Annotated in this window: 12 protein-coding genes; 8 read left to right on the plus strand and 4 right to left on the minus strand. The window is 63.7% G+C overall.

The features are described from left to right. Positions 1-63: 63 nt before the first annotated feature. Both ACIBG0_RS06595 and ACIBG0_RS06600 read left to right on the plus strand, forming a co-directional pair. Positions 64-1,623, plus strand: coding sequence for an aldehyde dehydrogenase family protein (locus ACIBG0_RS06595; protein ID WP_397029849.1), 1,560 nt, complete (start codon positions 64-66; stop codon positions 1,621-1,623). A 63-nt stretch (positions 1,624-1,686) separates the two neighbouring features. Continuing rightward, positions 1,687-2,391 carry a hypothetical protein gene (locus tag ACIBG0_RS06600; RefSeq protein ID WP_397029850.1) on the plus strand — a complete coding sequence of 235 codons (705 nt, stop codon included), beginning with the start codon at positions 1,687-1,689 and terminating at the stop codon, positions 2,389-2,391. An 83-nt stretch (positions 2,392-2,474) separates the two neighbouring features. Here ACIBG0_RS06600 and ACIBG0_RS06605 read toward each other — a convergent pair whose 3' ends face one another. Beyond that, on the minus strand, positions 2,475-4,433 hold the full coding sequence (locus tag ACIBG0_RS06605) for an FAD-dependent oxidoreductase (RefSeq protein ID WP_397029852.1): 1,959 nt from the start codon (positions 4,431-4,433) through the stop codon (positions 2,475-2,477). Positions 4,434-4,519: 86 nt separating this feature from the next. Between ACIBG0_RS06605 and ACIBG0_RS06610 the strand changes: the two genes are divergently transcribed. The 6 genes from ACIBG0_RS06610 to ACIBG0_RS06635 are packed head-to-tail and all read left to right on the plus strand — an operon-like array spanning position 4,520 to position 10,708. Further along, the gene (locus ACIBG0_RS06610; RefSeq protein ID WP_397029854.1) at positions 4,520-5,209 is read left to right on the plus strand and encodes an alpha/beta fold hydrolase; all 690 of its coding nucleotides are present in this window, start codon (positions 4,520-4,522) and stop codon (positions 5,207-5,209) included. Between the two features lie 8 nt (positions 5,210-5,217). Next, entirely contained in the window at positions 5,218-6,255 is a 1,038-nt protein-coding gene (locus ACIBG0_RS06615) for a substrate-binding domain-containing protein (RefSeq protein ID WP_397029856.1), read from the plus strand. 23 nt (positions 6,256-6,278) lie between these two features. Beyond that, positions 6,279-7,031, plus strand: a complete 753-nt coding sequence (locus tag ACIBG0_RS06620; protein WP_397029857.1) for an SDR family NAD(P)-dependent oxidoreductase — start codon at positions 6,279-6,281, stop codon at positions 7,029-7,031. Between the two features lie 10 nt (positions 7,032-7,041). Further along, entirely contained in the window at positions 7,042-8,205 is a 1,164-nt protein-coding gene (locus ACIBG0_RS06625; RefSeq protein ID WP_397029859.1) for an ABC transporter ATP-binding protein, read from the plus strand. Beyond that, positions 8,205-9,902, plus strand: a complete 1,698-nt coding sequence (locus ACIBG0_RS06630) for an ABC transporter permease (protein ID WP_397030242.1) — start codon at positions 8,205-8,207, stop codon at positions 9,900-9,902. The genes ACIBG0_RS06625 and ACIBG0_RS06630 overlap by 1 nt, the downstream gene beginning before the upstream one ends. 41 nt (positions 9,903-9,943) lie before the next feature. After that, positions 9,944-10,708 carry an SDR family NAD(P)-dependent oxidoreductase gene (locus tag ACIBG0_RS06635; protein WP_397029861.1) on the plus strand — a complete coding sequence of 255 codons (765 nt, stop codon included), beginning with the start codon at positions 9,944-9,946 and terminating at the stop codon, positions 10,706-10,708. A gap of 144 nt (positions 10,709-10,852) precedes the next feature. Here ACIBG0_RS06635 and ACIBG0_RS06640 read toward each other — a convergent pair whose 3' ends face one another. From ACIBG0_RS06640 to ACIBG0_RS06650, 3 genes are all read right to left on the minus strand, one after another. Then, positions 10,853-11,872, minus strand: a complete 1,020-nt coding sequence (locus ACIBG0_RS06640; RefSeq protein ID WP_397029863.1) for an MBL fold metallo-hydrolase — start codon at positions 11,870-11,872, stop codon at positions 10,853-10,855. Beyond that, positions 11,869-12,204, minus strand: a complete 336-nt coding sequence (locus ACIBG0_RS06645; RefSeq protein WP_397029865.1) for an EthD family reductase — start codon at positions 12,202-12,204, stop codon at positions 11,869-11,871. Before ACIBG0_RS06645 ends, ACIBG0_RS06640 begins: the two co-directional genes overlap by 4 nt. A 66-nt stretch (positions 12,205-12,270) precedes the next feature. Then, positions 12,271-12,894 (minus strand): TetR/AcrR family transcriptional regulator, encoded by a 624-nt coding sequence (locus ACIBG0_RS06650; RefSeq protein WP_397029867.1) that lies wholly within the window; start codon positions 12,892-12,894, stop codon positions 12,271-12,273. Positions 12,895-12,896: the final 2 nt, after the last annotated feature.

The following is a 12,896-nucleotide window of genomic DNA, read 5'->3' on the forward strand; positions in this document are numbered from 1 at the left end:
AACTCAGTTCGGTCGGCGACAGCGCGTCGACGATAGGAACCTTGTCTTCGAGAGGAGCTTCGCGTGATCGATCGCGAATTCACTGGATTCTTTATTGGGGGATCCTGGCGAAAGACGTCCTCCGATGACCGATTCGAGGTGATTTCGCCGGCCAGCGGAAAGCCGATCGGTTCGGTGCCCGCGGCCACCGAAGCGGATATCGACGCGGCCGTTGCCGCCGCCCGAGAGGCTTTCGACGGGTCCGACTGGCCGAAACTCAGTCCGGCGCAGCGCGGTGAGCACCTCGTTCGACTTGCCGCGGCGATCGCCGCACACGGGGAGGAACTCGCCGAGCTCATCACCGACGAACTGGGCTGCAGCCATCTGCTCTCCCAGGTGTACCAGGCCGTCGCGCCGGTAATGAGCCTGAATTACGTCGCCGAAGTAGCGAAGTCGCTGCAGATCAGCGAGCTCCGTGTCAGCGATCTGACCCCGTTCGCGGGATCGGGGGATGCGGTCGGCGTCATTCCGATGGCGGGCAAGAGCCTGGTCGTCAAGGAGCCGGTGGGCGTTGTCGCGGTATTTCCCGCCTATAACTTCGCTCTTCCCGCCGTGGCGCAAAAGATCGGTCCCGCGCTGATCGCCGGGTGCACGGTCGTTGTGAAGGCGACGGAGCCGAACCCGTTGGCGATCTTCACGCTCGGGAATCTGTTGCAGGAGATCGGTTTCCCTGCTGGAGTAATCAATATCGTGGCGGCGCGAGCAGGGGAGTCCGAGTATCTCGTCGGACATCCCGGTGTCGATATGGTGAGCTTCACCGGATCCACCGAGGTCGGCAAGAAGATCGGTGCGGCGTGCGGCGAACTGATTCGACCGGTGGTCCTGGAACTCGGCGGAAAATCGGCGGCGATCGTCCTGTCGGATGCCGATCCCCAGATCGTCGTCCCTACTCTCGTCGGCGCCAGTGTCGCCACCAATTCCGGCCAGAGCTGCGTCGCGCAGACACGATTCCTGGTGCCCGCGCAACAGTACGAGTTCTACGCCGATGCGTTCACGCGTGCGTTCGAGGCGCTGAAGGTAGGCGATCCGCGCGACGCCGACACAGTGGTGGGACCGGTGATCACCAAGTCGCATCTCGAACGCATCGAAGCGCATCTGGCCCGGGCTGTCGAGCAAGGAGCGACGATACGCACCGGCGGCCGACGACCGGCGCATCTCTCCGAGGGCTGGTACATCGAACCGACGTTGGTCACCGGCGTCACGAACGATATGGACATCGCGCAGAACGAGATATTCGGGCCGGTGGCAGTTTTGATCGCGCACGACGGTGAAGAAGATGCCGTCCGGATCGCCAATCAGAGTCGCTTCGGTCTTGCCGGATCGGTCTTCACGGCCGACTGCGCACATGGTTTCGAGGTCGCACGGAGAATTCGAACGGGAACCTTCTCGGTGAACACATTCGCCGCGGATCTCGGCTCTCCTTTCGGTGGCTACAAAGAGTCCGGACTCGGGCGCGAGCACGGCGTCGATGCGGTGCAGGAATACCTGCTGCAGAAGACGATCTCCATCGATCCCAGCCTCGACCTCCCTCAAGAAGTCGTGTCCGGCGTACCAGTCGGACGCGGTCCGGGCATTACCGCCTGATTCCAGAATCAGGAGTGGTGCCAACTTGTTTCGACACATGAAGAATCGATGAGGATTCAAGCAATGGAATTCAAGAAGTTCGCGGTAACGGCTGCGCTGGTGACCACCGGACTGGGCATCAGCGCCGGGACCGTCCATGCCGCGCCCACCTCCGGCCACGGTGACGTCGATTTCACCGCTTCGGCGACCGACCGGTCCACGATCATTACGACAAGCGCGGGAGCGATGGTTGTCGAGGATGGTGTATTCAAGATCAAGGCGGCCGATGGGGCCACCCTGGCCGGTGCCGACTTGCGGTTCCGTGTCGATGATTTCGAATTCCCGATCGCCGCGGAGATCAACGACCGCACCGCGACCCTGGCCCCACAGTTCGATATGGCACACGCGACCTACAAGCCGGTCGCGTTGCCGTATGAGGATCAGGCGCCGTGGAAGACCCCGTATGACCGTGAGCAGGCCGCCTGGAACCGCCTGACCAGTACCATCAGCACGGGTGCCACGATCGGCACGCTGGTCGGTGGTCTGGCCGGCGGTGCGGCAGGCTGCGTACTCGGTGGCATCGCCGGTGCGACGGTCGCCGCGGCGACCATCGCCGGCTTGTTCGGTCCCTTCATTCCGGCGGCCGCCATCGGCTGCCTGGGCGGTATCGTCGCTGTCGGTGCGCTGGGCACCCTGGCCGGTCAGATCCTGGTGACCGCGCCGGTCGCGATCGGTGCGGCGATCCAGTACTTCACCACCATCAACCAGCCGATGCCGACCCCGAAGTAGTTCGCCGAGTGCGACAGTAAGCAACGGAAAGCTCACGCCCCGCTCGGATCCCGTGCCGAGCGGGGCGTGAGTAGGTATACCGGCTAACCCGATCGGACAACCGCGTCCGTGATCGCCTGCGCCGCAGCGTATCCCTCCGCAACCGCGTGCGAGACGCGCCGTGGCACTACTGCATCCCCGATTACCTGCACTCGTGCCAGCGGAAGGGCCTGCTTTATGTCCTGCCAGTCTGAGGCTATCCTTTCTCCGACGGCAACAGCATGTTCGCATCCAACTTCGAATGGCCTGCCAGACAGGACATGTCGGCAGAACGCTACGGTACCTGCGCTGTTCGTTCGTATCTCTGTCACCGTCGCGCCGACGACGAACTCCACCGGGCTCCCGGCAAGGCGTTTCATCAGTTGGACCCGGCTTTCCGGAGGGATGGTGGCCGCGAATGCGGGTCCCGGGACCACTACCGTCACCTGTGCGGCTCCTGCTGCCAGCGCGGCTTCCAGCGCGCCGACGGTAAGCCATGAGCCGAAGCCGTCGTCGGCGATGACCACCCGATCTCCCGGTGTTATCGCATGCCGATCGGCGATGAGACCTGTCGAGGACAGTGCATCGGGCGTTGGTAGCTCAGTGGCGCCGGTCGCGATGATGACCTGAGCGAAATCGCCCAGTTCATGGGGTGTTACGCGGTGTCCGAGTCGGACATCGGCATTGCCGAGATTGTCTGTGTAGAAGCGCAGTAGCTTCGACCAGCCCGCCCGGTTCGGCGCCTGCGCCGCCACGGCCAGCTGCCCACCGATCCGCTCGCGCGCTTCGAACAGTGTCACGTCGTGCGTCGCGGTGAGTTGGAGCGTTGCCTCCAGGCCTGCCGGTCCGGCACCCACCACCGCGACGCGCCCCGACGCTGCCGGTGACGGTCCGAACCGGAGCGGCGATGCCGGGCGGGCATCGTGGCCAGGCGGGGCCAGGGTCGGATTCACCGAGCACAGCAGTACCGGAGTGAACGAGCGGCAGTCCTCATTACAGGATACGCACGGCCGGATCTGAGAGTCATTGCCCCGCAGCAATTTCAGCGGCAGTTGCGGGTCGGCGATGAGCGGCCGGGCCAGCCCGACCATATCGGCTCCGGCCGCCAACGCGGATTCGATGTCCGCCCTGGAGCGAAACGCCTGCGACACCAGCAACGGCCGCGCCGATGCCGCGCGCAGCCTCCGCACGTGCGTGAGCAGCGGCGGCTCGGAGGTCGCCATATCGCGCACATATGTCGTCCGCACCCCTGCGGTCACATTCACATAGTCGAACCTGTCGAGCAACGGCATCAACTCGCACAGCCCGTCCAGGTCCAGACCAGCCTCCTCCGCACCATCGATCGAAACACGCACCCCGAGCACCACTTCCGGACAAGACGCCTTGATCTCGGCATACAGCCGGTACAGAACCTGCACCCGCCCCGCAACCGTGCCGGACTCAGCCCGGACGTTGGAAGAGGGCGAAAGGAACTGAGCCAGCAAATAGCCATGTGCCGCATGCAGTTCGATCGCGGGGAACCCCGCTTCGACAGCATGGCGGGAACTGGCGACAAAACTCGCGATCATTCGATCGACGTCGGTGTCGGTCATTGTCCTGGCGCGCACCGGCTCTCGCGGCGATCTGATGCTCGACGGCGCGATCGGGTGCTCCCAGATCTCGGCGCCGAGTGTTTCGCGTCCCAGGTGTACGAGCTGGCATACCGGAACGGCACCTTCGCTACTGATCGCGGTCGCGCGCGCCCGCAGCCCGCTGATCGCCTCGGGTCGCCATGCCTCGGTGATATTGCCGATTCGATTCGCCGATTCCGGACTCACCACCGTGCCGCCCGCGATCACCATCGCCGCACCCCCGGCGGCGCAGCGCCGCCAGTACTCCGCGTCGCCGGGCTGTGCCAGGCCGCCACCGACCACCCCGGATCCGTGCGCGGTGGCGACCAGACGATTCCGCAGCTGTACTGCACCGATCCACAGCGGCAGGGATGCCTGGCCAGCGGATACAAGATCTACTTGAACTGGATTCACTTCATAAGTTTGTCTCCATGTGATTGACACCACAAGTGGCTGCGGATAGATTCTCAAACTGAGATCAGTTCAGTTTCGGAGGTTCGATGTCGTTTCTACTCGTGCACGGAGCGGGTATGGCCGCCTCCTGCTGGGATCGCTTGCTGCCGTTGCTCACTGGGCCGACGGTCGCCGTCGACCTGCCCGGCCGCGGAAAGCGGTCCGACCGGGACGTCCGCGGAGTAACCCTGGACGACTGTGCTGCGGCGATCGTCGAGGACGCGGCCGATCTCACCGACATTGTGATGGTCGCGCATTCGTTCGCCGGAGTGTCGGTTCCGCGGGTGCTACCGGAGTTGGCCGATCGCATCCAGCACATCGTGTTCCTGTCCGCCGTCGTACCGCCGCACGGGACACGCGTGCTCGACCAGATCGATCCGGCTGTCCAGGCCGCCGTGCGGCAGTCGATCGTCGGCGGGGTTTATCACCAGGACCGTGCTGCCGCGATTGCCATGTTGTGCAACGACATGTCACCCGAGCAGACGGAATGGACTGCCGATCAGGTCATCGATGATTCGGCGGCATTGCTCGAGGAAACAGTAGATCTCTCGGGTCTGTCGGCCGACCTTCCGCGAACCTACATTCGCCTCACCAAAGATGCGTGCTACTCGCCGGATCTGCAATCACGGTCGGCCGACCTCGTCGGTGGAAGCACCCGATTTCTCGAATCGGGCCATATGCCGATGGTCTCGATCCCGAACGATCTGGCCGCTCTTCTCGATCAGGTAAGGAAATAGATTCCCTCATGAAATCTCTGACCAAGGCGGTCGCAGCGCTCGCGATTGTCGCCTCGACATTCGGCCTGGCCGCCTGCGGCGGGAATTCGTCCGCCTCGAAGCCCGTCGCAGGCAGCTGGGAGGACGTGGTCGCCGCGGCCAACGGGGAGGGCGCCGTGATGCTCTACTCGAGCCAGAAGCCAGCCAACCTCGAAGCCCTCAAGGCCGCGTTCCAGGCAAAGTATCCGCGGATCAAGCTGGACTTCGTGCGCGGTACCGACGCCGACATCAACCCTCGGGTGGAGACCGAGAAGAAGACCGGGAAGGGCACCGCCGATGTGCACATGCTGACCGATGCGGCGTGGATTACCAATGCCGCGAAATCGGGGTCGTACTCCACCGAGTTGGTCGGGCCGGATCTGAAGGCTCCCGAGTATCAGCCGGACAAGAGTGTGCTCAGCAACCGATTCTTCCTGACGAGCGCGGCGGTTTTCGCCCTGGGCTGGAACACCGGTGCGGTCCCGAACGGCCTGAAATCTGCCCAGGACATACTGAATCCCGCCTATCGGGGCAAGATCGGAATCGTCAATCCGTCCGGCATCGCCTCGTATGTCGATCTGTACCGGTACTACGCGCGCACCTATGGCGAGGACTACTGGAAGCAACTCGCCGCTCTGAAGCCACGGATCTACCCGAGCGCTCTGGGTGTCGCCCAGGCACTGACCTCCGGTGAAATTGTCGTGACGCCTTCGGTTCAACCCTTGGTGACCGAAGTGGCCGCAGGGGCCCCGGTCAATTGGGCTCTGCCATCGTCGCCGTGGGGCACCCCCTGGTACAGCCAGGTGACGAGTGTGGCGCCGCATCCCAATGCCGCACAGGTACTGGCGGATTTCATGGTCACCCGCGAAGGACAGACAGCGCTCAACGGGGGATACGCGGCGGCGTTGGCCGATATCCCCGGCGCGGTAGCCCGAGCGCAAGACATCGCTGCACCGGACACCAGTGATCTGACCGCGGAGAAGATCGAGAAGTACTCCCAAGAGTGGTCACAACTTTTCCAGAGCTGACAGTGGACGGGAGTGCTGCATTGATGCGCGGAGTCAACGTATTGGTCACCGGAGCGTCCGGCGGAATCGGCGGCGCGACCGCCGAACTGTTCACGAGCAAGGGCGCGACGGTGTACCTCACCGACCTCGACGACGCGGCGGGAGAGCGCCGCGCCCACGAACTGGGTCCGACTGCGCATTACCGTCGACTCGATGTGACTGCCGAATCCGATTGGCGGGCAGTCACTTCCGATATGGATCGCGCGGGACACCCGCTCCAGGTGCTGGTGAACAGCGCCGGAGCGGCAATGAAAGCGCCACTGACGCAAACCACGCTGCAGCAGTTCCGCAGGATGATCGACCTCAATCTGGTCGGCACATTCCTCGGACTGCGGGCGGCCGCCGCGGCGATGGTCGCAGGTGGCTCGGTCATCAACATCTCGTCGCTGCGGGGCGTGCTCGCGACCGCCGAACTCGGTGCCTACGGCGCGTCGAAATTCGGTGTTCGCGCCCTGAATAAGGTCGCGGCACTCGAACTGGCCGATCGTGGTATCCGTGTCAACACGGTGTGCCCGGGCAGCATCGACACCGAGATCACCGCGGTTCCCGACTTCGCCGCAGACGATGTCGAAGCCTATGTGCAGAGCATCCCCATGAAGCGACGTGGCAGCCCGATGGAGGTCGCGAAGGCGATCTTGTTCCTTGCCGGTGACGACAGCAGCTATGTCACCGGGATCGACTTGCTGGTCGATGGCGGCACCGCCGCCGGCGCCCGCACACCCAAGAAGCAGACCTAGAAGGCATGAGATGAGCTCGCAGTTCACAGTTTCCGGTCTCACCAAGACCTATGGATCGAATGTCGTCGTCGACCAGCTCGACCTCGCGATCGAGGAAGGCGAACTCCTCGTACTGCTCGGCCCGAGTGGCTGCGGCAAGACAACCACCCTGCGCTGTCTCGCCGGATTGGAGACACCCCAGGATGGTTCGATCACTTTCAAGGACCGGCGCGTCTTCGACGCCGAGGCGAAGCTGAATGTGCCTGTCCACCAACGGAATATCGGAATGGTGTTCCAGTCGTACGCACTGTGGCCACATATGACCGTGCGCAAGAACATCCGATATCCGCTGCAGGTCCGCAAGTTGCGGAAGGAGATCTCCGGCGGAGCCGTCGAAACTGCCGCCGCCATGGTCGATTGCACGGAGCTGCTCGACCGGTACCCGGCGCAGCTCAGCGGTGGACAGCAACAGCGCGTCGCGGTGGCCCGTGGCCTGGTGGCCCGGCCCGATCTGGTGCTCTTCGACGAACCATTGAGCAACCTTGATGCCAGATTGCGGGATCAGGTTCGCTCACAAATCCATCAGCTGCATCGAAGCCTCGGATTCACAGCGGTTTTCGTCACTCACGATCAGGCCGAGGCATTCGCCCTCGGCGACCGCGTCGCCATTATGAAGGCGGGCAAGATCGAACAGTACGATGCGCCCGAGCAGGTTTTCGAGCATCCGGTATCGGAGTACGTGGCCGCGTTCATCGGTATGGCAAACCGGCTGGAACTGCGCCGCGGTCCCGGTGGCTGGATCACCTCGGCCGGCGACGATATCGACCTGACGCGTGCGGTGGTGCGCGGACGAGCCGACGAAGGTACGTCCGCGGTCGCACGGCTACGTCCCGACGATGTCATGGTGCATTCGTCGATCGCCGAAGTGCCGCAGGGCGATGTGGCATTGCATGCCGAGTTGGTGACATACGAATATGGCGGCCGCCACTTCGACGTCACCGTCCGAACGGGTGGCGAACAGCTCGCGGTACGAGTCGATGCGGCCACCCATGGCGCCATGTTGCGCCGAAGCCGCCCAGCAGATCCCATGATCGTCAGTTTCTCGCCGGCGAGTTTGCGGGTATTCGCGCAGCCCGACGCCGCAGGCGCCGATGTGCCGGTGCTGGCCGCGGCGGGGGCGGGAGGGCAGTCGTGATGGCCACGATTACCGCTGCGGCCACCCGGTCCCTTGCGATACCCGCGCAAGTGCGAGCCAGAATCGGATATCTGGCCTTGCTGACAGTTCTCGCCTATCTGGTCGTATTGCCGATGATCCGGCTGCAATCGCTGTCGTTCGAAAACGGCGCGCAAGGTTATCGAAACCAGTACGGGCGCTTCGATATCGCGGAAACGATCGGGACCACCATCGCGCTGGCGCTCGGCTCGCTCGTGATCGCGATGGTGCTCGGCACGGTGCTGGCGTTCGCGGCGAGCCGACTGCCGGACCGACTCGGCTTCCTGCGGATCATTCCGATCCTGCCGATCGTCATGCCCGCGGTCGCCAACGTCGTCGGCTGGGCCTTTCTGCTGTCGCCGGGGCCCGGCTATTTGAATCTGGTGCTGAGGAAGTTGCCGTGGTGGAGCGGATCGGATACCGGACCGATCGATGTCTACACCGTTCCGTGGATCATCATTCTCACCGCCTTGGGGCTGACGTCGTTCGTCTACCTTTTCGTCAGCGCGGGCATGCAGAACATCAGCTCGGAACATCTCGAGGCCGCACAGGTGAGCGGGTCGTCCACACTCGGAGTGTTCTTCCGGGTGGTGCTGCCTTTGCTGCGCCCGTCGTTGATCTACGGCGGCGGAATCGCGTTGCTGCTCGGCCTCGGCCAGTTCACCGGTCCTCTGCTGCTGGGCCAGAACAGTGGCGTCAAGGTGCTCACCACCGAAATGTATCGGCGAGTCTCCGAATCACCGTCGGACTTCGCCGCGGCCGCCGCGGCCGGTTCGCCACTGGTGATCTTCGGGCTGGTATTGGTACTGATTCAGAAGGCTTTGCTGGGCAATCAGACTCGCTTCGTCACGCACGGCGGCAAGGCATTCGCGCCATCCACCGGCCGCGCTACCTGGGCCGTAGTGACGATCATCGGCTACGCGTTGTTCGCCCTCGTCATCCCTTTGGTCGGGTTGATCATCGTGTCCTCGACGCGGTACTGGTCGGGGTCGCTGTCGTGGAACCTGTTCACGCTCAATAATTTCCGAGAGTTGGCCGGTACGGAAGCGATTGTCGAATCGGTGATCACCAGTGTGCTGACATCGCTGGGCGCGGTGGCGATCTGTGTACCCATCGGCTACGTGATGGCCAACCTGTTGGTACGCGGCCGACGCCACAAAATTCTGGCGCTCATCGGTGATTTCATCACAGCATTGCCGCTCGGCATCCCGGCGGTGATCTTCGGCGTCGGTTTCTTGCTCACTTATACCGAGCCGCCACTGATCCTGTACGGGACACGAACAGTGATCATCCTCGTCTACGTCGTACTGATGTTGCCCTTCGCGACGCGAATGCAGATGACTGCGATGCTTGCCCTCGGCAACACCTATACCGAGGCGTCGGCAACCAGCGGAGCATCACCATTCGTGACGAACGCGCGGATCATGCTGCCGTTGATGCGTCCCACCATCCTCAGCGCGGTCGCCTTGATGTTCATCCTGCTCACCCACGAATTCGCGGCCTCGTTGCTGGTGCGCGCGTCCACCACTCAGGTGATGGGGACCCTGCTGTTCGATATGTGGCAGAACGGTTCCTACCCGCTGGTCGCGGCGATGGCATTGCTCATGACCGCGGTGACCACGATCGGTGTTGCGCTCGCCATGCTGGTCGGCGGCCGCAACGTACTCAGCAAGCTCTGACAGTCGGACCCCAGCTCCGACTGCGAAAGGACTGCACAGCAATGACTCTCGGTGTTTCGAGGCTCGATGGCAAGGTTGTGTTGGTGACCGGTGCGACAGGGGGGATCGGCGTCGAAATCGTGCGCCGCCTGGCCGAGGAGGGGGCCTCGGTTGTGGTGACCGACGTCGACGTCGAGGCGTGCGAGAAGCTGAGTGCCGGCCTGGAACACGGTGCGCGGCATCAGGTTCTCGGATTGGACATCACCCAGGAGTCGCAGTGGCAGCAGGCGATGTCCGCGGTGGCCGAACGCTTCTCGAGTTTGGATGCCGTCGTCAACAACGGTGCCATCGGCAGCCTGGCATCGGTGGTGGACGAAGATCTGAATCGATACAACCGGGTGATCGAGGTGAGTCAGACCGGCACCTGGCTGGGCATGAAGCACGCGGGTGGGCTGATCGAGCAGACCGGCGGCGGATCGATCGTCAACATCTGCTCGATCCTCGGCACCGTCGGCGGCCTGGGCAACAGCGTGGCCTACGCGGCGGCGAAGGGGGCCGTGCGCAGCATGACGAAGAACGCCGCATTGCATTGGGCGACAAAGGGAGTGCGGGTCAACTCGATCCACCCGGGCTTCATCGAAACCCCACAACTCCTCGAACGATACGACGGCACCGAGCGACACCGGGCGATGGTCGCGAACACACCGATGGGCAGACTCGGTCGCGCCGAAGAGGTCGCCGCCGCCGTCGCATTCCTGGCGGGCGACGATTCGACCTTCATCACCGGCACCGAACTCTACGTGGACGGCGGCTGGACCTGCGCCTGACCGGCGAAGCTGTTGGCGTCGATGGCGATGCGATCCCTGTGCAGCAGAAAGCCCGTACCTCGATCACATCAGAGGTGCGGGCTTTCTGTGTGGGATCGGCTCGTCACGTTCGCTGCGTTCCCGCCCAGCGGGCTCTCAGGCGCATCATGCGGCCACCCGGAAGGCTATAACGCCGTCCACATCCTTCGCGGACAACATATTTCGAGCGACCAGGACATCCAGATGCGCCATCGTCTCGCACGTCGCGACCATTTGATTGAAGTCGTCGAGGGTGCTGAACGCGCGGTCGCGCCGCGTCCACGTCAATGCTCGGGCCACTGCCACGCCGGTGCACGGGCCAAGATCGCCGACGACGGTGACGATTTGCTCGAACCGGTGGTCGTGGTGGGCGAGAAGTTCACGAGCGCGTTGCCCGACGCTGCCTCCGGTGGGCCCGTGTGCGGGCAGCATCTTCTGCCCGTCATCGTCGCGTAGCAGCACCAATGACCGGAGGAAGTTATCCAATGGCAGTTCCCACGGGCCCAATTCGAATCCGATCGATGGGGTGATCGTGGGCAGCACGTGGTCTCCGGTGAAGATCAGCCCTCTCTCGCGATCCTGAAAGATCATGTGGCCCTTGGTATGTCCGGGGGTCGCTACCGCATGGAGATCGAGCCCGGGGATGGGCAGTGCGCCGGGGCGCAGCCAGTGATCGGGCTGTTCCCAATCGTCGCGTTCGAACGGTTCGGCGATGCCTGCCGCATGAGCTCGTCGCGCGATATCGTCCGCGCCCGCCCGCCGCAGTTCCCGTAGCGAACTGTCAGGGACGTTGCTGTTCAGTTTGTGGATGGCGTTGAGTCCGCCGGCTTCATCGGCGCCGAGATGAACTCGACAGCCGTGCCGGCGGCGCAGTTCAATGGCGAAAGTGTAGTGATCGCGGTGGATATGGGTGACGAAGACATCGTGAATTTCGGCTGCCGACCGGCCGATTCGGGCCAATGCGTCGGAGAGCTCCCGGTAGGTGTCGGGTCGGTGCCAGCCGCCGTCGATGAGTACGAGGCCGGCGTCGGTTTCCAGTACGTAGACGTTGACCGCGCGCAGGCCGTCCTGCGGCATCTGCAGCGGGATGCGGTGGATCCCTTCGGTTATCGGATAACACCCGGGTTCGGCCCATTCGGCGCTCATTCGACCGCCGGGGCGAGCGGCACCATTGTCTTCTCCTCGCCGTACCAGATCATGCGACGTCCCCGCATGGTGCCCACGTCCTCGACGGCGGCCTTCCATTCCGGGCTCGCCAATGCGGCGTCGAGCGCCCCGCGGGATTCGAAACTCAGAATCGACAGACCGTCCCAGCCGGACGACTTCTCGTCGAAGGATTCGAGGAGATCGGTGTGCTGCCAGCGCAGCAGGCCTGGCAGCGGGTAGGTCACCTCCGCGTGTTCACCCCGCCACCATTCGATGAACTGCTCATGGGTCCAATCGCTGGGACGCGATGCGAGGACGATCAGGTTGTACATGCGACTCCTAACTGAATTCTGTTCAGTTTCGGCGGGCGTAGAGATCCCCCTGCGGGAGGTGGGATCTCAGTTACGCACGATCCGTACTGCTGCTTCGGTGACCGACTCGGTGATCTGCGCGAGGGTGACGTTGCCCTTCGGCCGGTACCAGCGCCAGACGCTGATCACCAGGCCGAGGACCATTCGACCGAGCATGCGTGGATCGCCCGGAGTGAAGACGCCGGCCTCGATTCCGTCCGAGATCAGCCCGGTCCAATTCTGCTCGATCTGTCGCACGAGCTCACGCGACCGCAGGCGTTCGGCCTCTTCCTTGGCCGACTGACGCGGGGCGGCGAGCAAATCCATATGGTTCTGCAGGATCCGGCGCTGCAGGGCATCGGTCGGCGAGGCGGTCAGCGCCGCGGCGATGGCGGCGCGCAACGCTTGCTCCGGGTCGGCCTGATCAGCGACCGCGGCGTTGAATCTTTCGGCCGAGTCGGCCAGTTCCAGTCGCATGATCGTCAGCAGGCAGTGGGCCTTCGACTCGAAATAGTGGTACAGCGCGGTCTGACCGATACCCACCTCGTCGGCGATCGACGCCCATTTGGTGTGCTCGTAACCGACTTTCCCGAATTGCTTGATGGCGGCGGTGAGAATTCCGCTTCGCTTCGAGCGCGCGCTTTCGCGGCGGACCTCCGAGTCGACGGTCATCA

It is taken from the genome of Nocardia sp. NPDC050630, assembly GCF_044457245.1.
GTDB lineage: Bacteria > Actinomycetota > Actinomycetes > Mycobacteriales > Mycobacteriaceae > Nocardia.

Excerpts from the sequence above, each read along its gene's own strand:
- ACIBG0_RS06600 (WP_397029850.1), top strand. The coding sequence starts at position 1,687 with ATGGAATTCAAGAAGTTCGCGGTAACGGCTGCGCTGGTGACCACCGGA.
- ACIBG0_RS06610 (WP_397029854.1), top strand. The coding sequence starts at position 4,520 with ATGTCGTTTCTACTCGTGCACGGAGCGGGTATGGCCGCCTCCTGCTGG.
- ACIBG0_RS06615 (WP_397029856.1), top strand. The coding sequence starts at position 5,218 with ATGAAATCTCTGACCAAGGCGGTCGCAGCGCTCGCGATTGTCGCCTCG.
- ACIBG0_RS06620 (WP_397029857.1), top strand. The coding sequence starts at position 6,279 with ATGCGCGGAGTCAACGTATTGGTCACCGGAGCGTCCGGCGGAATCGGC.
- ACIBG0_RS06625 (WP_397029859.1), top strand. The coding sequence starts at position 7,042 with ATGAGCTCGCAGTTCACAGTTTCCGGTCTCACCAAGACCTATGGATCG.
- ACIBG0_RS06630 (WP_397030242.1), top strand. The coding sequence starts at position 8,205 with ATGGCCACGATTACCGCTGCGGCCACCCGGTCCCTTGCGATACCCGCG.
- ACIBG0_RS06635 (WP_397029861.1), top strand. The coding sequence starts at position 9,944 with ATGACTCTCGGTGTTTCGAGGCTCGATGGCAAGGTTGTGTTGGTGACC.
- ACIBG0_RS06640 (WP_397029863.1), bottom strand. The coding sequence starts at position 11,872 with ATGAGCGCCGAATGGGCCGAACCCGGGTGTTATCCGATAACCGAAGGG.
- ACIBG0_RS06645 (WP_397029865.1), bottom strand. The coding sequence starts at position 12,204 with ATGTACAACCTGATCGTCCTCGCATCGCGTCCCAGCGATTGGACCCAT.
- ACIBG0_RS06650 (WP_397029867.1), bottom strand. The coding sequence starts at position 12,894 with ATGACCGTCGACTCGGAGGTCCGCCGCGAAAGCGCGCGCTCGAAGCGA.